Source organism: Streptomyces eurocidicus, from assembly GCF_002891295.1.
In the GTDB taxonomy this organism is placed as follows: Bacteria; Actinomycetota; Actinomycetes; order Streptomycetales; family Streptomycetaceae; genus Streptomyces; species Streptomyces eurocidicus.
Genome location: NZ_LGUI01000004.1, coordinates 42,217 through 60,258, shown reverse-complemented (window position 1 = coordinate 60,258; position 18,042 = coordinate 42,217). Strand labels below are relative to the sequence as shown.

Below are 18,042 nucleotides of genomic sequence, written 5' to 3'. Positions count from 1 at the left end.
CTTCGCCACGTTCAACTCAACCCATCTCAAGCTCAAGACCGGCGGACAGCAGAGGATTTCGATGTGGGCATCCGGCACTCGGGATGGTGGTTCCACAACGACTGAGTCATCTGGGTGCCCCGCGCGGGGCACTGCTCGACTTCCCGCACGCCACGCGCCAAGTGTCGGCCGACGTGGTCGTGGAATTCCCTAGAGATCGGCCGATCCCGGGTTCGCGACGGGTGTGAGCAGGTGTTTCCGTACCGGGACTACCAGCTCGCCGCGGCGAGCAGCTCGCCGTGGTCGCGCTCGCGGCCGGCCTGGCGGAGGTCGGACTCCACCATCATCTGCATCAGCTGCTCGAAGTGGACCTCGGGCTCCCAGCCCAGTTCCTTCCGGGCGTTGCTGTAGTCGGCGCAGAGCGTCTCGACCTCGGCGGGCCGCACCAGCGCCGGGTCGATCACGACATGCTCCTCCCAGTCCAGGCCGACGGCCTCGAAGGCGATGCGGACGGCGTCCCGCACCGAGTGCATCTGCCCGGTGCCGACCACGTAGTCGCCCGGCTCGTCCTGCTGGAGCATCAGGTGCATGGCGCGGACGTAGTCCCCCGCGAAGCCCCAGTCGCGAACGGCGTCGAGGTTGCCGAGCAGCAGCTTCTCCTGGAGGCCCAGCTTGATCTGCGCGACCGCCAGGGAGATCTTCCGGGTCACGAACTCGGCGCCACGGCGCGGGGATTCGTGGTTGAAGAGGATTCCGGAGACCCCGTACACCCCGTAGGACTCGCGGTAGTTCTGGGTGATGTAGTGGCCGTACGCCTTCGCCACGCCGTAGGGGCTGCGCGGGTGGAAGAGCGTCCGCTCGCTCTGCGGCGACTCCGCCACCTTGCCGAACATCTCCGAGGAGGATGCCTGGTAGAAGCGGATCTGGCCGTGGCCGTCGCTCCCGCCGGTGGACTTGCCGAGGCCGCTCACGATGCGGATCGCCTCGAGCACCCGCATCACCCCGGTGCCGTTGACCTCGGTGACGAGCTCCGGCTGCTGCCAGGACATGGGGACGAAGGACACGGCCCCGAGGTTGTAGACCTCGTCCGGCTGGACCATGTCGACGGCCGAGACCAGGCTGCCCTGGTCCATCAGGTCGCCGTCGACGAAGTTCAGGTCGGGTATCAGCTTGGCCACCCGGTCCTTCCTCGGGTTGGCCTGACCACGGGTCAGACCCCACACCTGGTATCCCTGGGCAAGCAGGTGCTCGGCGAGGTACGAGCCGTCCTGCCCGGTGACTCCGGTGATCAGCGCACTCTTGGACATTCGGTCCCCTTTCACTGCACACGGACATAGCCGGTCGAGGGGCCACAAGTCCGCACCCAGCGCTCGGCAGCCTCACCGAACCACGGAGCGGGCTAAGGAATTTCCGAGTCTTCGGGCGCGTACGCACCCTCATGGGCGGGGGCCGGGCCGCGCGGTGACCTGTACGACAGCGCGCGCGACCCACCTGCCGGCCCGCCGTTCACCGGCCCCGGCCGGCGCGCCCACCCTCGCGGTGACGGCCTTCGCGGTTCCCGTCACCACCCGCGACGGCCGGGGCGGGGGCGTCGGTGACGCCGCCCCGGCGGACGCGGCGGACGGTCCCACCACCGTCCGGAGGCCGGCCCCTCACCAGACGCCGGGTCCGCCGCCCTGCCAGGTGATCCGGCTCTCGTCGTCGAGCCTGATGTCGTCCCGGTCCCAGCCGGCGCGGCGCAGGAACTCGTACAGGTCCGCCACCCCGTACGCCGTCCCGAGGATCTCCCTGCCCGTGGTCACCCTGCGGCCACCCGAGGGAGACGGCGGGTGCACCACGATCGGAGCGAGTCCTGTCATGCGTCCAGCGTCCGCCCGGCTCCGGCGCCACGCATCCGGAGGGTGTTAGTGTCCAGCACTAGATAGTGACACTATCCAGTGAGGGCATCCCGTCCGCCGCCGGACGCCGCGTCACCGGCGACGGCCCGCCGGGCGGGGGCCCCAGGGAAAGGGAGAGACCCCGTGCCCCACAGCTCGTACCTCCGTTACGTCGCCCTCGGCGACAGCCAGACCGAGGGCCTGGGCGACGGGGACGACCTCACCGGCCTGCGCGGCTGGGCCGACCGGCTCGCCGAGCGGCTCGCGGCCGCCGAGCCCGCCCTCCGGTACGCCAACCTGGCCGTACGGGGGCGCACCGCCGCCGAGGTCCGCGCCGGCCAGCTGGCGCCCGCCCTCGCCCTGCGCCCCGACCTGGCCACCGTCGTCGCCGGGGTCAACGACCTGCTCCGGCCCGGGTTCGACGCCGCCGAGGTGGCCGGGCACATGGAGGCGATGTTCGCCGAGCTCACCGCCGCCGGGGCGCACGTGGCGACCCTCACCTTCCCCGACCCCGGGAAGATCATCCCGATCGCCCGGCCGCTCAGGTCCCGGGCGCTGGAGCTCAACGCCCGTATCCGCGCGGCGGCCGCCCGGCACGGCGTCACGGTCGCCGAGACCGGCGGCCACGCGGTCACCACGGACCCGCGGCTGTGGAGCGCGGACCGGCTGCACGCCACCCCGCTGGGGCACGAGCGGATCGCGGCGGCGATGGCCGACGCCCTCCGCCTGCCCGGCAGCGACGGCACCTGGGCCCTCCCGCTGCCGCCACGGCCGGTCCCCGCCGGATGGCAGGCCGCGGCGGCCGAACTCCGCTGGGCGGGCACGTTCCTCGGCCCCTGGCTCGTCCGCCGCCTGCGCGGCAGGTCCTCCGGCGACGGGCGCACCGCGAAACGCCCCGGACTGCTGCCGCTGGGCGGCATACCCGGCGCCCCGGAGGGCCGGCCGGCGGCCGGTCGCCCGTAGCCGCCCGCCGCCCGCCGGGACGACGGCCCCGCGCACCGGCCGCGACCGTCAGCCGAAGGCGCGGCGGTAGGCGTGGGGACTGACGCCCGTGGTCCGCTTGAAGCGGTCGCGGAAGGCGGTGGGCGAACCGAAGCCGACCTGGGAGCCGATGCGTTCGACGGAGTGACCGGTGGTCTCCAGGAGGTGCTGGGCCTGGCGGATACGGGCGCGGTGGAGCCACTGGAGCGGGGTCGTGCCGGTCTGTTCGCGGAAGTGCCGGAGCAGGGTCCTGGTGCTGGTGCCGGCCCGGGCCGCGATGTCGGCGAGGGTGAGGTCGCGCGCCAGGTTGTCCCGCAGCCAGGTGAGGAGGGGTTCGAGGGCGCGGCCCTGCGGGACCGGGGCGTGGTCGTGGACGATGAACTGCGCCTGGCCGCCCTCCCGTTCCAGGGGCATGACGGACAGCCGGGCGGCGTCGGCGGCGACCGCGGAGCCGTAGTCGCGCCGGATCATGTGCAGGCACAGGTCCAGGCCGGCGGCGGCGCCCGCCGAGGTGAGGATCCGCCCGTTGTCGACGTACAGGACGTCCGGGTCGACGTCGACGGCCGGATACGCGGCGGCGAGCTCGGCGGCGGCCATCCAGTGGGTGGTGGCGCGCAGGCCGTCGAGCAGCCCGGTGGCGGCCAGGGGGAAGGTGCCCACGCAGATGGAGGCGATGCGGGTGCCGTCGGCGGCGGCCGCACGCAGGGCGTCGCGGACGGCGGGGGCGAGGGCGGCCGTGGGGTTGTCGGTGCCCGGCACGACGATCGTGTCCGCGCCCTCCAGTCCCTCCAGCCCCCAGGGTGCGCGCAGGGCGAAGGAGCCCGTGTCGATCTCCGGTTTCTCCCCGCACACCCGGACCTGGTAGCCGGGCCGCCCGTCCGGCAGGCGGGTGCGCCCGAAGGCGTCGATCGGGGTGGCCAGGTCGGACGGGACCACCCGGTCCAGCGCGAGTACGGCGACGGTGTGCATGGCGGGAACATACCTGCCCGCCGGGTGCCGGTTCCGGTGCCCTCCTGGCCTATAACCATGGTTTTCCCCGCTCATTGCCCTTCGGAGAGCAATGGCGATATCCCGTTGAAACCTGTCGTCAGCGCCACTGGGAGGAGGATTCCGGGCCCGTTAGCGTCGGTGGCGCCCGGCACGGACCGGGCACCACGGCACCGGAAGGAACGCCCATGCACGCCCAGATCGTCCTGTTCGACGGCTTCGACCCGCTCGATGTGATCGGTCCCTACGAGGTCCTGTACGCGGGCGGCATCGCGTCCGGCGGAGCGGTGAGCGTGGAGCTGGTCTCCGCCGAAGGACCCCGCGAAGTCGTCAGCGGCACCGGCGGTCTGACGCTGCGCGCCACCGCCGCCCTCGACCCCGGGCGCGCGGGCCTGGTCCTGCTGCCCGGCGCGGCGGGGCGCATGGGAGCGCTGGGTTCGCCCGCCCGGGACACGGGTGACGAGCCGGGGCCGCAGGAGGATTCCGTTCCCGCGCTGCTGGCCCGGGCTCTGCGCACCGAGCTGCCCGGGCTGATGGCGGCGGCGCTGGGGAATCCGGAGGTCACGGTCGGCACGGTGTGCGGCGGTTCGCTCGTCCTGGCCATGGCCGGGCTGCTGGAGGGCCGCCATGTCACCAGCCACCACCAGGGCCTGGACCTGCTCGGCACGACGGGCGCCCACGCGGTCCGCGCACGCGTCGTCGACGACGGTGACCTGGTCAGCGGTGCCGGTGTCACGTCCGGTCTCGATCTGGGCCTGTACCTGTTGGAGCGTGAGGTGGGGCCGAGGATCGCCCATGCCGTCGAGGAGCTGTTCGCACATGAGCGCCGCGGCACCGTCTGGCGGGCCCGGGGCCCGGTGTCCGCCGGCTTCTGACCACGCGCTCCCGCCACGCGGAGCCCCGCCCCGGGCCTCATCCCGCCAGCAGCCGTCTCACCACGCGTGCGAACAGCAGCGTCCCGCACCGGTTCACCACCGGCGCGAGGAGCCGGTGCCGGCCCTTGAGGCGCAGGTCCTCGCGCCGGACGACGTACGAGCCCGTCCCCAGCATCCCCACCTCCAGCTCGGCCCAGCCCTTGATCACCGAGCCCCGCTTCGCCAGTCGGCAGCGTCCCGGTCCGGCCGCCGAGGGCGGGTGCCGGGCGACGACCTCCATGACGTCGTCCACGGCCAAGGGTCCGAGACCGGTGCGGGCGACGAACCGCGCGCCGACGCCGCGCGCCGACGGGGTGGTGACGGTGGTCCGGGTGAACGGCACATGGTCCGCGTGGCGCTCCCAGTCCGTCAGCCGCCGCCACGCCTCGTCCGCGGGCAGGCCGGAGCGGTGCCGGATCAGGAGGGGGGCCATGCCCGCATCGTATCCACGGGCGGTGGGGCTCCCCCTCGCGACCTGCGCGGGGAGAAGCCCCGCCGCCGTACCGGGCGGTCAGCCGGCGGCGCGGGCGAACACCGCGTCCAGCTCGGCCAGCAGCGGCTTCGGGTCCAGGGCGAAGTACATGTGGTCGCCGGGCAGCTCGATCACCTCGGTGGACGAGGAGCCCGCCGCCGACCACGGCGCCACGTCCTCCTTCGACACCAACCGGTCCTCGGCCCCGCGCAGTACCGTGATCGGGACCGGCAGCGGCTCGGTGGAGCCGGGCGTGTAGCGGTCGCTGATGCCCAGGTCGGCCCGGAGCGAGGGCAGCAGCAGCCCGCGCAGCTCGGCGTCGTGGAGCGCGGGGTGGTCGTAGCCCACGACCTCGCGGACCCGCTCGACGAAGAGGTCGTCGGTGAGCGCGTCCCCGCCCACGACCGGCCTGGGCAGCCAGGGTGCGGCCACGCCGCTCACGACCAGGCGGGCCGGCACCCGGCCGCCCTCGGCGACCAGGCGGTGCGCCGTCTCGAAGGCGACGAGCGCGCCGAAGCTGTGGCCGAACAGGGCGAACGGGGTGTCCTCGGGGATCTCCCGCGCCCGGGCGGCGCACCGGTCCACGACCTCGGTGAGCGAGGTGTGGGCGTCCTGGGCGAACAGCTCCTCCCGGCCCGGCAGCTGGACGGGTACCAGGTCGATCCGTTCGGGGGCTTGGCGTTTCCACTGGCGGAACAGGCTCGCGCCCGCCCCGGCGTGCGGGACGCACAGCAGTGCGACGGTCATGGGGTCCTGCCTTTCGAAGGTGTTCCGAAGGTGTGCGGGGCTCGCACCGGTGGCACCCGGCGCGGTACGGGGCCTTCGCGCCGGAGTGGCCCGGGCGGTCGCCGCCCGGGCCACTCCGGCGGGGGCGTCACCGCGCGGCGGGCTCCTCCTGGCGCGAGCGGATCAGCCCGGCCATGTCGGAGAGGGTGGAGTGCAGGTAGAGGTCGCGCAGGGACACCTCGGCCAGGCCCGTCTCCCTCAGCTCCGTCGCGAGACGGGCGAGCAGCAGGGAATTCCCGGCCAGTTCGAAGAAGTTGTCCTGCGGGCCGACGGGTTCCGCCAGCAGGCCCTCCCAGATCCCGATCAGCCGCGTGGTCACCGGGTCCGCCGCGGCCGGGCCCGTGTCCGGACCGGCGGGCGTCGTGGCCTCGCGGACGCGCGGGGCCGGCAGCCGGCCGGTGTCGACCTTGCCGTTGGGCGTGAGCGGGAACGCGTCGACCGCCGTGATCGTGGCGGGCACCAGATAGGCCGGGAGACGGTGTGCCAGCGCCTCCCGGAGCCCGGTCACCGCGTCGGGCCGGGCGGTCACCACATAGGCGTCGACGCGGGCGTCCGCCGGGTCCGCGGTGGCGCGCACCACCGCGGCCGCGGCCCGTACGTCCGGCTGTTCCGCCAGCGCGGCGCGGATCTCGCCGAGTTCGATCCGGTGGCCCCGGATCTTGACCTGGTCGTCGAGCCGGCCGAGGTGCTCCAGCTCTCCGTCGTCCCGCCACCGTCCGCGGTCCCCGCTGCGGTACAGCCGGCCGCCGCCACCGGTGAGGTGGTCGGGGACGAACCGCAGCGAGGTGAGGTCGGGCCGGTCGAGGTAGCCGTCGGCGACCCCGGCCCCGCCGACGTGGATCTCGCCCGGCACCCCGGGGGCCGTCTCGCGGCCGTGCTCGTCCAGGACGTACAGCTCCCAGCCGGGCAGGGCGCGGCCGACCGAGCGGACGCCCTCCCGGGCGTCGCGCGGGGTGAGCGTGCGCCGGGTGCAGTGCACGGTCGTCTCGGTGATGCCGTACATGTTCTCCACCCGCGTGCGCGGATGGCGCTCGAACCAGGGGATCAGGGTGCGGGCGTCCAGCGGCTCGCCGCCGAAGACCAGCAGCCGCACGGCGAGCCCGCCGGCACCGAAGCCGGCCGCGCGCGTCAGCGGGGTGAACGCCGAAGGCGTCTGGTTCAGCACCGTCACCCGCTCGGCCGCCAGCAGGGCGTGGAACGCCTGCGGATCACGCGCGGTCCAGTGCGGCACCACCACCAGCCGGCCGCCCGTGAGCAGGCAGCCCCAGATCTCCCACACCGAGAAGTCGAAGGCGAAGGAGTGGAAGAACGTCCATACGTCCTCCTCGCCGAGGCCGAACTCCTCGGTCGTGGCCGCGAGCAGGGCGGCCACGTTCCGGTGCGGCACCAGCACGCCCTTGGGCCGTCCGGTCGACCCCGAGGTGTGGATCACGTACGCGATCGCGTCCGGGGCGGGCGGGAGCGGCGAGCCGCCCGGGGCCGTGGCGGTGGCGGTCACCGGAACCGAGGTGAGGCCGGGGAACGGCTCCCCGGTGACCGCCACGCTCAGCCCGGTGTCCTCGGCGACGAACGCCAGCCGCTCCGGCGGGTAGTCGGGGTCGAGCGGCACATACGCGGCGCCCGCCCGCAGCACCGCCAGCAACGCGACGACCAGGTCGACGCCGCGCTCCAGGCACACCCCGACCCGGTCCCCCGGACGGACCCCGCGCTCGGCCAGCGCGGCGGCCAGGCGGGCCGATCCGAGGTCCAGCTCGCCATAGCTGATCGTCCGGTCGCCGCAGGTCACGGCGGGCCGGTCCGGGGCGCGCCGCGCCTGCCGCGCGAAGAGGCCCGGGATGGTGGAGGTCGCCGGGTCCGGCGGCGCCGCGGTTCCGGCGGACACGTCCGGCGCGTTCCCGCGCGAGGTACTCATGACGCGGCCGGTACGGGTGGGAAGGTGAGCATGGCGGTGTCCCGTTCCAGCAGCGACCGCCGCGACGCGCACCGCAGCCGGAGGTCCCGGACGGTGCGGCGCAGCGGGTTCTCCAGGTGCTGGGAGTCGCTCGCCGCGCGCGAGGCCGTGACGAGCTCCCGGGTCCGCTCCCGGCGCAGGTCCTCGTACCGGCGCAGGGCCCGGGCGGGGTCGGTGGCCGTCCTGAGGCACTCGGCCAGTACGACCGCGTCCTCGATCGCCACCGCGGCGCCCTGGCCGAGGCTGGTCAGCATGGGGTGCGCGGCGTCGCCCAGCAGCGTCACCCGGCCCCGGCCCCAGTTCTCCAGGAAGGGCCGGTCCTGGGCGGGCACCGCGATGATGTCCTCCTCCGGAGTGACCCGGATGACCTCCCGTACCTCGTCGGCCCAGCCCTCGTAGGCGCGCAGGATCTCTCCCTTGCCTCCGCGCCAGTTGTGCGAGGCTTCGGGGGGCATGTTCCGGGTGCCCCACCAGTAGGCCCGGCCGCCGCCGACGTCGATCAGTCCGAACCGCTGGCCGCTGCCCCAGTAGTGGCCGACGTAGCCGGGCCTGAAGCGCGGGTGCCGGAAGGGGACGATGCCCAGCCAGCACACATAGCCGCCGTCACGGGCGTCGTCCAGTCCGGCCAGCTGCCGCCGGACGGCGGAGTGGAAGCCGTCGGCGCCGATCAGCACGTCGCCGCGGGCCACCCGGCCGTCCTCGAACGTGACCTCGGCCCCGCTGTCGGACTGGGTGAAGCCGGTGGCCACCGCGCCCAGTTCGACCGGGCAGTCCCCGGCCTCGGCCAGCAGCGCCCGTTGCAGGTCGGGGCGGCTGACGCAGAAGCTCGGGGCGCCCACCCGGCGGCAGGCGTCGGGGAACGGCAGCGTCCTGATCAGCCGGCCCTGGCCGGTCCTGATCTGGAACAGTTCGATCCGCCGGCCGTGGCGTTCCAGGCGCAGGTCGATGCCCAGGCCGCCCAGCGCGCTGACGGCGTTGGCCATGACCGACAGCGCCGATCCGGTGGCCCGCAGCTCGCCGGCGCGCTCGTACACCTCCACGTCGACGCCGACCCGGCGGAGGGCGATGGCGGTGGTCAGCCCGCCGATGCCCGCGCCGACGACGATCGCCTTGAGCGGTCCCCGGGTCACCGGGCACCGCCCGCGGCCTCGTCCACCATCCGCATGATCTTCGCGGCCATCACCGGCACGTAGGGCTCCTCCATGATGAGCAGGTGGTCGCCGGGCACCTCGACCACGGTCAGCTCGCCCGTCGTACGGTCGTCCCAGCCGTTGTGGGGGTCCCGGTGCAGGGTGCCCGCGGTGGTGTGCATGTCGAGCAGCACCTGGGGCAGCGGCTGTGAGGCACGCATCAGCGTGAAGTCCACGTCGAACGTCTTCGTGCTGTAGTTCAGGGCCGACTGCCAGTTCGCCGCGTACACCCGGAACAGCCGGCGTACGATCGCCGCCGAGCTGCCGGGCGGCAGTACGCCCAGGTCCACGCCCCGTTGCGCGATGAACTCGAACTTCTCGTCCAGGTCGTCCAGGTGCCTGGGGATGTGCGCCTCGGGCGACTCGCCGCCGAGCTCCAGGAACAGCAGCTCCCAGAAGAACCAGGTCAGCAGGGCGTCGTCACCGATGCTGCTGATCTTGCCGGGTTCCAGCGCCACCGTGTCCAGCAGAAACACGTTGGCGGTGCTCTCGCCCTCCTCCTTGAGCTGCCGGGCCATGTCCAGGGCGACGAAGCCGCCGAAGGACCACCCGCCCAGGGTGTACGGCCCGTGCGGCTGCACGGCCCGGATCGCCTTCAGATAGCCGGCCGCCAGCTCCTCCACCGAGCGGAGGGGCTCGCTGCCCAGCTCGGTCCCGGGCGCCTGGAGTCCGTAGAAGGGCTGGTCGGCGGGGAGGTGCTTGGCCAGCTGGGCGAAGCACAGCACATTGCCGCCGGCCGGGTGCACGAAGAACATCGGGGGACGGGTGCCCTCGGCGCGGAAAGGCACCAGCGGGTCGAACGCGGAGTGCGCCCCGCCGGAGCGCAGCAGTTCGGCGAGGCCGGCGACCGTGGGCGTGGTGACGAACCGTGACATGGGGATGTCCACCCCGTACCGCTGCTTGATCAGCACGACCAGGCGCATCGCGGTGAGCGAGGTGCCGCCCAGGTCGAAGAAGTCGCCGTGGACTCCCACGGCGGGCAGGTGGAGCAGTTCGGCGAGGATCCCGGCGAGCGTCCGCTCGTACTCGTCACGGGGCGCGGCCGCGTCGTCCGGCGCGTCGGTGTGCAGGGGGATCCGGCGCAGCGCCGCGTCGTCGCGCTTGCCGCTGGGGGTGAGCGGCAGGTCCGGCAGCCACTGGAGGTGCGAGGGGACCATGTGCTCGGGCAGCGTGCGGCGCAGGCCGGCGCGTATCGCCTCCAGGTCGGCGGGCACCGTGTCGGTGCCGTCCGCGACGAGGAAGGCGGCGAGGAACGAGTCCGTCCCCTCCCGCCGGCGTGCGACGACGGCGGCCTCGCGGATGCCGGGGAAGAGGTCCGGCCGGCCGGTGACGGCGAGTTCCACCTCGGCGGGCTCCACACGGAAGCCGCGCACCTTCAGCTGGCTGTCCGCCCGGCCGAGGAAGAGGACGTCTCCGCCGGGCAGTACCCGGCCGAGGTCACCGGTGCGGTAGAGGGAGCCCTGACCGGTGAACGGGTGCGGCAGGAACCGCTCGGCGGTCTGCTCCCCGCCCGCGAGGTAGCCCTCGGCCAGGCAGGCGCCGTCCAGGTAGATCTCGCCCCGGACGCCGGCGGGTACGGGGCGCAGCCGCTCGTCGAGCACGTGCACCGCGCAGCCCGCGATCGGCGAGCCGATGGGGGGCAGCGGCGGGAACGTGCTCGCCGGTCCGGTCATGGTGAAGCTGGTGACGACGTGCGACTCGGTCGGGCCGTACTGGTTCTCCAGGATCACGCCGGGCAGGGCCGCGCACAGCCGCCGGATCTCCTCGGTGACCCGCAGTTGTTCGCCGGAGGAGACGACGACCTTGAGGTGGCCCGGGGTCCGGCCCAGCGCGTTCGCGGTCTCGGCGAGCTGCTGGAGCGCGACGTAGGGCAGGAAGACCCGCTCCACCCGGGCCGTGTCCAGCAGGTCGAGCAGGGCCCGCGCGTCCCGCCGCTGTGCCTCGGAGACGAGCCGGAGCACACCGCCGGAGGTCAGCGTGGAGAAGATCTCCTGGAAGGAGACGTCGAAGCTGAGCGGCGCGAACTGCAGGGTGGTGGCGCCGGGTGCGGCGCTGGGCGCGGCGTTCTGCCAGGCGATCAGGTTGGCGAGCGAACGGTGCGGCATCCGGACGCCCTTGGGCACTCCGGTGGAGCCCGAGGTGAAGAGGACATAGGCGATGTCCTGCGGCGAGATCGCCACCGGCGCCGGGGCCGGTCCGTCCGGGTGGTCCTGGGCGGTCACGGTCGCGACCGGCAGCAGGAGGTCCGGGTCGCCGGCCAGCCGGGCGTGGGCGTCGTCGGTGACGATCCGGACGGGCCGGGCCTGCTCCAGCATGGTGCGCAGCCGCTCCACCGGATAGGCGGTGTCCAGCGGCACGCAGGCCGCGCCGGCCTTGGCGATGCCCAGGACCACCGCGATCAGTTCCGGTGAGCGGTCGAGTGCGACGGCCACCCGGTCGCCGGTCACGGTGCCGGCGGCGCGCAGGTGCCCGGCCACCCGGTCGGCGGCCCGCGCCAGCTCCCCGTAGGTCCACCGGCCGCCATCGAAGGCCACCGCAACCGCGTCGGGTGTGCGCGCGGTCTGCTCGGCGAAGAGGGTCACCACGTCCCGCGGTTCCCCGGTCACGGGTGCCGGGGCGGCCGGTTCCGGTGCCAGGAAGCCGAAGTCCGCGGTCTCCGTGGGGCGTTCGGTCATCCGGCGCAGCACCCGGACGAAGGTGTCGGTGAACAGCTCCGCCTGTTCGGGCGTGAAGACGGTGCCGTCGAAGTCGGCGCGCAGCTTGATGTTCTCGTCGAGCGGGTCGACGTAGACGTTGACCAGGATCTTGAAGTTGGTCTCCTCCCACGTCCGGAAGTCCAGGAGCCGGATCTCGGGCAGGCTCAGCACCGAGGTCAGCTGGTGGAAGTGGACGTAGTTGAAGGCGGACTCCAGGGCGAATTCGGCGCCCTCGTCGTTCTGGATGGCGCTCAGCGGGTAGCGGCGGTGCGGGTGGCTCTCCTGTTCCTGGGCGAAGAGGGCGCGGACCGTCTCCAGCCAGGTGCGGTCGGCGAGGTCCGCCCGGACGGGCATGGTGTTCAGGAACAGGCCGGCCGTGCGCTCCGCGTCGGGGAGTTCGGGCCGTCCGTGGGTGACCAGGCCGGTGACGAAGTCCCGGGTGGAGAAGCGCGAGCCCATCGTCAGGCAGTACGCGGCGAGGAGGACCGACTTCAGGGGGAGTTCGTGCTCCCGGGCGAAGCTCCGGGCCGACGCCTGGACGGCCGCGGGGAGCTCGGTGTCGTGGACCACGAGTCCGGTCCGGCCCGGGGCCTCGGCCAGGCGTAAGCCGTCCAGCTGGGGCGGCGTCACCCCGCTCAGGGCCTGCCGCCAGTACGCCCGGCTGTCCGCCGAGTCCAGGGCGAGGAGTTCTTCGCGGACGTGGTCGGCCGGCGAGGGGAGGTCGAGGTCCGGGACCGCCGGGATGTCCGCGCCGATGCCGTGCGCGTAGTCCTGGAGGAGCTCGGTGATCAGGTTGGCGACGCTGCCGCCGTCGAGGAGCGCGTGGTGGAAGCTGAACACCAGTTCCACGGAGTCCGCGAGGACGTGCGCCCGGAAGAGGTAGAGGGGCGCCTGCGCGAACTCGTAGCGGATGAAGCGCCGTTCGTCGATGTGCGCGCGGATCGCGGTGGCGGCCTCCTCGTCCGGCAGCCCGCGCAGGTCCACGACGTCGAGGGCGTCCGGGACCCGGTGGTGTACGAGCTGCAGGGGCTGGGAGTAGGCGGCCAGGTCCAGCGAGGAGCGCAGCACCGGGTGGCGCTCGACCAGCCGGGCGAAGGCCGTCCGGAACTCCGCCTCGTGCCAGGCCGCGCCGATGGAGTACTGGAACACGTCGTTGTAGACGGCCGAGTTCTCGTGCCGGCGGCTGTGGTAGAGCAGCCCGAGCTGCACCCGGGTCAGGGGGAAGGCGTCCGCGAAGGCCGTGAGCCGGCCCCGGTCCACCGCGGGTACGAGGGCGAACGGGGCGACGGCGGCCGTGGTGGGCGCGCCCGCGGCGCCCCGGACCGCCCGGGTGGCCAGTTCCGCCACCGTGGGGCCCTTGATGATGTCGGTGAGGGTGAAGTGGATGCCCCGCCGCTCGCCGCCCGCGCGGATGCGCAGCATCGTGATCGAGTCGCCGCCGAGGACGAAGTAGTTGTCGTGGACGCCGACCGAGGGGACGTCCAGCACTTCCGCCCAGATCTCGGCCAGTTCGGCCTCCGTCGCGGTGCGGGGGCTGCCGTCGCCGGACTCCGTGGCGGCCGCCTCGGGTTCCGGCCGCCCGGCGCTCTCCGCCGGCCCGGTCAGCGCGCCGGACAGGCCGGGCGGCGTCTCGACCGGGCCGTCCGGCCGGTCGGCGGTCTGCCGGAGCAGCGCGCGTACCGCCTCGACGAGCGTGTCCACGGGAAGGCGCTCGTCGAAGACGTCCGCGTCGTGGACGAGCTCGATCCGCAGCTCGCTGACGCCTTCGTAGGCGTGGAGGGTGATCGCCAGCGCTTCGGTCTCCAGCAGTTCCAGGAGGAAGTCGCCCCGCACCGACACGCCCGGCACGCCCGGCGGCGCGGGAAAGCGCAGATTGCTGATCGTGACGTCGAACAGCCGCTCGGAGCCCGTGGTCGAGCGCTCGCGCAGGACGTCCGCGAGCGGGACCCGCTGGTGCTCCTGGAGCCCCCGGGTCGAGGCCCTCACCTGCTTGGCCAGTTCGGACATCGAGGGGCGGCCGTCGGTCCGGACGCGCAGCGGCAGCACATTGGTGAACAGGCCGAATGCCTGGCGTTCCGCGTCCGAGTGGCGGTTGAGCAGCGGGATGCCGATCACCGCTTCGCCGGCCCCGTGCAGGCTCGCCAGAGCGACGCCGAAGGCCGCGACGACGGCGGAGAAGGGGGAGATCCCGCCGGCCACGATCCGGTCGATAACCTCGCCCTCGACGGTGAAGGAGGTGCGCACGCTGCGCAGCGGGGCGTCGGGGTCCTTCCTGGTGAACAGCCGGGGCTCGACTCCGGACAGGGTGTCGAGCACGTACCGCCGGTCGCGCGCGTACGCCTCGGACTCGCGGTAGCGGCTGTCGCCGTCGATGAAGTCCGTGAAGGACGTCACGGCCGTACCGGACGTCTCCTCGCCGCGGATCAGCTCCGCGTAGCGCAGCAGGACCTGCTTCCTGAACTCGTTCAGCGACCAGCCGTCCGAGAGCAGGTGGTGCACGAGGAGCTGGAAGTGCACGACGGTGTCGCTCGCGCGCAGCAGCGCCGCCCGGTAGAGCCGCGCGCCCAGCAGCGGCAGCCGTCGTGACCTGCTCTCCTCCGCCCAGGCCAGGCAGGCGGCCGCCGGGTCGGGCTCGGACCGGAGGTCCAGCACCGACAGCTGCGGCTCCTCGGGCTCCAGCCACTGGTAGGGCCGGCCGTCGGTGCTGCCGAAGCGGATGCGTAACGCGTCGTTGTGCGCCAGGACGTAGCGGACCGCGGTGGTCAGTACGGCCAGGTCGACCTGGCCGGAGAATCGCTCCCGCAGTGCGATCGAGAACTGCGGCGAGTCCGGGGCGAGTGTGTCGGAGAACCAGATGTCCCGCTGGTAGGCGGTGAGCGGGAGTCGTGCGGTCATGAACTCTTCCTCAGCTGGTCGGGGTGAGGCGTACGCCGGTCGGGCGCACCGAGGGTTCAGGGGATCGGGCTCGCGCCGCAGGGGTCTTCCCGCCGGTCGCGATCATGCGCCGTTCTCCCCCTTCTGACACTGTTCCGTCGCGCTCTCGCGCCTCTCCGGCACGAGGGCGCGAGGGCACAGCGAATGGATCTTCACCAGACAAGAGCGAGGGAAAAGTACAGACATCCGTCCGAGCGCCCGGCAATCGATCGGTTTGACTCGAACACCCCTCATGGATGGCCGCAAAAGGACTCTTCGCCCTTGAACCACAGCCGGAAATATCCCGGCTGCCCGGAAGGTTCTGGCCTGAGGTTGACCGTCACAGTCACGATTCTCCCCGGCGGAATTGCACCCCGACACGGCTCTGCTCGGGTTCGGCAGGGGCGGGATACTGCTGCGGCTCGATATTCCCTCAGCCGCCTTCTTGTCGCCGGTGGCGTGGGGCTGGGCACGCGGTGCGCCCGTTCCGGCCGGGCAAGAGGACTCCTGCACACGGTGTGTGGCGGCCTGGCAGGGAGCCGGACTGGTACTCCGTTCCGGTGGACCGGACGCGGGGAAGGACGCTCCCGCATGGATGCGCTCCCTCAGCGTTCCCCACCCGGTCCTGGCGGTCTCCATGGCCGAGAACTGCACATTCTGCCGACAGCTCCAGGCAGACCTGGCCGCCAATCGGGATGTCGTGCGGCAGCTACCCGCATCCGTCCTGCTCCTTGACAACGCGACGACCACAGAACTCGGCCTGCCGTTGGGCCCGCGCCTGCTCACTGAACTGTCACGGGCAGGCGCGGACATGAAACCGCACGGCACACCCACCGCAGTCCGCCTCGACCCGCACGCCGAGCCCCTGCTCCTCCGCGGCTTCGACCAGGTCACCGCGGCCCTGGTCGAGCTGAGCGGCGCCACGCCCGGTCACGTCGTCTGCGAAGCCCCCTCGTCTTGTTCGGCCCGGGTAGCGGCCGCGCCCGTGAACGCACTGGTGACAGCCTGGTCCGGCAACCGGGCTGTGGGGATCGCGGCACGCGGCGGAGAGGCCGCAGCGGTCGCCGCGCGCTGCGCCGAACCCGCCCCCGAGAAGGGAACGTATACACCGGTCACCCTGACCCTGGAACGCCCGGAACAGCTGTTCCTCCTCTACCGCGGCGGCGAACTCGCAGCCCGTGTCCGCACCGCCCAACAGGCGTACGAGACGCTGGGGAACATCGTGGCGGGCTTCGCCGCACCGCCTGCTCCCGTACCCGGCACGGCCACCCTTCTGTGCGGGGCCGTCGTCCACGAAGAGGACGCACGGGTGCTGCTGTTCCCGCGCCACTGGATGACCCACCTGGTCACACACAGCTCGCGACTGGGCCGGGCAGGCTGGCACGTACGTCCGGATCCCTTCACCCACCTCGGTCCTGGCTTCCTGCTCGCCGGCTCGGTGCCCGTCTCAGGCGTACTGACCGACCGCACCGAGGACCTCGGGCCCGGCCTCGACGCCCGCGGGCGCCTCCTGGCCCGGACGGTGAACTGGGCTGCCCGTCCCACCACTCCTGAGGCTGTCCATCACCTGACCCGCCTCCTCGACGCCCTCCCGTTCCACATCGGCACACAGGACGAGGCCCTGGCCTTCCTGGCTACGCCCTGAGCGTGACATCCGGACGCCGGTCACGACGTGACGCGCCTGGCCTGACTCCTGTCCGGCCTTCCCCTCACGGCGCGCCCGGGCGTACGGCAGGGCGCCCCCGGCCGTACCCCCGGACCCGCGCCCGGAGGCGCCTAGGCGGACTTGGCCGTCGCCCGGACGCCGAAGTGGACGTACCGGCTGCCGTCGGCGAGGGCGTAGAACACCACGGGTATCCAGGCGTCCTTCTCGTTGCGGCGGCCGGCGAACACCGTCTTCGCCGGTGTGTGCGAGACCGGGGTCAGGTGCCAGACCAGCGGGTCGAAGGTGCCCGCCAGGCCGTCCGCGCCCTCGTACCTCAGCCGCAGCGTGCCCGGCCCGCCGTCGCCGTCGGCGATGGTCATGAGGAAGCCCTCGCGCTTGTAGCTGCCGAGGAACGGTCCCGTCTCCACGGCCAGGGGTTCGGCGGCCGGCGCGAACCCGGGCATGGTGACCCCGGCGAGTCCGGCGCAGAGCTCGCGGCAGAGCGTCTCGAAGACCTTGGGCGCGGCGCCGCCGCCGTTGGTCAGCAGGGCGACGGCGAAGCCCTTCTCCGGGATGGCGCGCAGATAGGCGAGCTGGCCGAAGGTGCTGCCGTCGTGGCCGAAGCCGCGCGCGCCGTCCCACTCGAACAGGCCCCAGCCCAGGCCCCAGTGGGCGCCGAGGAACCACTGGTCGGGCATCTCGACCTCGCGGGTCAGCATCGCGTCGACCACGGCGGCCGGCAGCACCCGGGTGCCGTCCGGCGCGGCGCCGCCGGCCACGAAGGCGCGGGCGAACCGGGCCACGTCGGCGGCGGTCGCGCTGATCCCGCCGTACGGGCCGGCCGAGCGCGGCAGCATGTTCCAGAGCGGGGTGGGGACGGGGGTCTCGCCGGGCTCGCCCATGTGCCCCATGGCGGCGCGGAAGCGCAGCACCTCCTCGGGCAGGGTCATGGTGTGCTCCAGCCCGAGCGGGGAGAGGAGCAGCTCCTTGAGCGCCTCGTCCCAGGTCCGGCCGGTGACCACCTCGACGATCCGGCCGAGGACGTTGTAGGCGGTGCTGGAGTACGACATGGTGACGCCGGGCGGGTTGGTCAGACCGACGGTCCGGGCGCCCTCGATGTAGCGGGCCAGGCAGTCGTCGCCCCGGCCGGTGTCGTTGACGTAGTCGCCCTCGATGCCGCTGGTGTGGTTGAGCAGCTGGCGCGGCGTGATCGTCCGGGTGGCCCCGGCGTCGGCGACCGCGAAGTCCGGCAGGACGTCCACGACCGGTGCGTCGAGGTCCAGCTTCCCGGCGTCGGCGAGCAGGACCACCATGGCGGCTGTGTAGCCCTTGCTGACGGAGCCGATCTGGAACACGGAGTCCGGGGTCACCATGACGCCGGTGCCGGTGTGCAGGACGCCGGCGGCCAGTTCGTGGATCTCGCCGTCGGCGAGCACGGCCAGGGCGGCGCCGGGGACGTGGTGGGCGGCGAGGAGCTCGCCGAGCCGGGCCTGCCAGCGGGCGGTGTCGAACGCCGGGGCGCCGTCGCTCACGCCCAGCGCACGGTTGACCGTACGGGCCACGTCGCGGTCGGTCCGGTCCAGGATCGCGGCCACCTCCTGGTCGACGAGTTTCGACACTTCCCGGCGCAGGTTTTCCGACATGCTGTCTC

12 protein-coding genes are annotated in these 18,042 nt (G+C 73.2%); 3 read left to right on the top strand and 9 right to left on the bottom strand.

The window, feature by feature from the left end; all coding sequences use genetic code 11:
- Positions 1–248: 248 nt before the first annotated feature.
- Both AF335_RS14735 and AF335_RS14730 read right to left on the bottom strand, forming a co-directional pair.
- A complete protein-coding gene (locus AF335_RS14735) occupies positions 249–1,286 on the bottom strand; it encodes a GDP-mannose 4,6-dehydratase (protein WP_102918842.1) in 1,038 nt (345 codons plus the stop codon).
- 345 nt (positions 1,287–1,631) lie between these two features.
- Positions 1,632–1,838 carry a YdcF family protein gene (locus tag AF335_RS14730; RefSeq protein ID WP_102918841.1) on the bottom strand — a complete coding sequence of 69 codons (207 nt, stop codon included), beginning with the start codon at positions 1,836–1,838 and terminating at the stop codon, positions 1,632–1,634.
- A gap of 162 nt (positions 1,839–2,000) precedes the next feature.
- Here AF335_RS14730 and AF335_RS14725 point away from each other — a divergent pair, with 162 nt between their 5' ends.
- Positions 2,001–2,819: an SGNH/GDSL hydrolase family protein gene (locus AF335_RS14725; protein ID WP_102918840.1), complete on the top strand. Its 819-nt coding sequence runs from the start codon at positions 2,001–2,003 to the stop codon at positions 2,817–2,819.
- 48 nt (positions 2,820–2,867) lie between these two features.
- Here the strand turns inward: AF335_RS14725 and AF335_RS14720 are convergent, their stop codons facing one another.
- Entirely contained in the window at positions 2,868–3,806 is a 939-nt protein-coding gene (locus AF335_RS14720) for a GlxA family transcriptional regulator (RefSeq protein ID WP_102918839.1), read from the bottom strand.
- A 206-nt stretch (positions 3,807–4,012) separates the two neighbouring features.
- On the opposite strand from AF335_RS14720, the gene AF335_RS14715 reads away from it, so the two are divergent.
- On the top strand, positions 4,013–4,699 hold the full coding sequence (locus AF335_RS14715) for a DJ-1/PfpI family protein (RefSeq protein ID WP_102918838.1): 687 nt from the start codon (positions 4,013–4,015) through the stop codon (positions 4,697–4,699).
- 37 nt (positions 4,700–4,736) lie between these two features.
- On the opposite strand, the gene AF335_RS14710 is transcribed toward AF335_RS14715, so the two are convergent.
- The 5 genes from AF335_RS14710 to AF335_RS14690 form a co-directional block, all read right to left on the bottom strand.
- Positions 4,737–5,171, bottom strand: coding sequence for an Immediate-early protein 2 (locus AF335_RS14710; protein WP_102918837.1), 435 nt, complete (start codon positions 5,169–5,171; stop codon positions 4,737–4,739).
- Between the two features lie 78 nt (positions 5,172–5,249).
- Positions 5,250–5,957: a thioesterase II family protein gene (locus AF335_RS14705; protein ID WP_102918836.1), complete on the bottom strand. Its 708-nt coding sequence runs from the start codon at positions 5,955–5,957 to the stop codon at positions 5,250–5,252.
- Between the two features lie 127 nt (positions 5,958–6,084).
- Positions 6,085–7,908: an amino acid adenylation domain-containing protein gene (locus tag AF335_RS14700; RefSeq protein ID WP_102918835.1), complete on the bottom strand. Its 1,824-nt coding sequence runs from the start codon at positions 7,906–7,908 to the stop codon at positions 6,085–6,087.
- Complete coding sequence (locus AF335_RS14695; RefSeq protein ID WP_102918834.1) at positions 7,905–9,077, bottom strand: FAD-dependent monooxygenase; 1,173 nt, start codon at positions 9,075–9,077, stop codon at positions 7,905–7,907. Before AF335_RS14695 ends, AF335_RS14700 begins: the two co-directional genes overlap by 4 nt.
- Entirely contained in the window at positions 9,074–14,728 is a 5,655-nt protein-coding gene (locus AF335_RS14690; protein ID WP_102918833.1) for a non-ribosomal peptide synthetase, read from the bottom strand. Before AF335_RS14690 ends, AF335_RS14695 begins: the two co-directional genes overlap by 4 nt.
- Before the next feature lie 613 nt (positions 14,729–15,341).
- On the opposite strand from AF335_RS14690, the gene AF335_RS14685 reads away from it, so the two are divergent.
- Entirely contained in the window at positions 15,342–16,391 is a 1,050-nt protein-coding gene (locus AF335_RS14685; RefSeq protein ID WP_146045524.1) for a thioredoxin domain-containing protein, read from the top strand.
- A 131-nt stretch (positions 16,392–16,522) separates the two neighbouring features.
- On the opposite strand, the gene AF335_RS14680 is transcribed toward AF335_RS14685, so the two are convergent.
- The gene (locus AF335_RS14680) at positions 16,523–18,034 is read right to left on the bottom strand and encodes a serine hydrolase domain-containing protein (protein ID WP_102918831.1); all 1,512 of its coding nucleotides are present in this window, start codon (positions 18,032–18,034) and stop codon (positions 16,523–16,525) included.
- Between the last annotated feature and the right edge of the window lie 8 nt (positions 18,035–18,042).

Excerpts from the sequence above, each read along its gene's own strand:
- AF335_RS14705 (WP_102918836.1), bottom strand. The coding sequence starts at position 5,957 with ATGACCGTCGCACTGCTGTGCGTCCCGCACGCCGGGGCGGGCGCGAGC.
- AF335_RS14680 (WP_102918831.1), bottom strand. The coding sequence starts at position 18,034 with ATGTCGGAAAACCTGCGCCGGGAAGTGTCGAAACTCGTCGACCAGGAG.
- AF335_RS14700 (WP_102918835.1), bottom strand. The coding sequence starts at position 7,908 with ATGAGTACCTCGCGCGGGAACGCGCCGGACGTGTCCGCCGGAACCGCG.
- AF335_RS14690 (WP_102918833.1), bottom strand. The coding sequence starts at position 14,728 with ATGACCGCACGACTCCCGCTCACCGCCTACCAGCGGGACATCTGGTTC.
- AF335_RS14715 (WP_102918838.1), top strand. The coding sequence starts at position 4,013 with ATGCACGCCCAGATCGTCCTGTTCGACGGCTTCGACCCGCTCGATGTG.
- AF335_RS14710 (WP_102918837.1), bottom strand. The coding sequence starts at position 5,171 with ATGGCCCCCCTCCTGATCCGGCACCGCTCCGGCCTGCCCGCGGACGAG.
- AF335_RS14685 (WP_146045524.1), top strand. The coding sequence starts at position 15,342 with ATGCGCTCCCTCAGCGTTCCCCACCCGGTCCTGGCGGTCTCCATGGCC.
- AF335_RS14730 (WP_102918841.1), bottom strand. The coding sequence starts at position 1,838 with ATGACAGGACTCGCTCCGATCGTGGTGCACCCGCCGTCTCCCTCGGGT.
- AF335_RS14735 (WP_102918842.1), bottom strand. The coding sequence starts at position 1,286 with ATGTCCAAGAGTGCGCTGATCACCGGAGTCACCGGGCAGGACGGCTCG.
- AF335_RS14720 (WP_102918839.1), bottom strand. The coding sequence starts at position 3,806 with ATGCACACCGTCGCCGTACTCGCGCTGGACCGGGTGGTCCCGTCCGAC.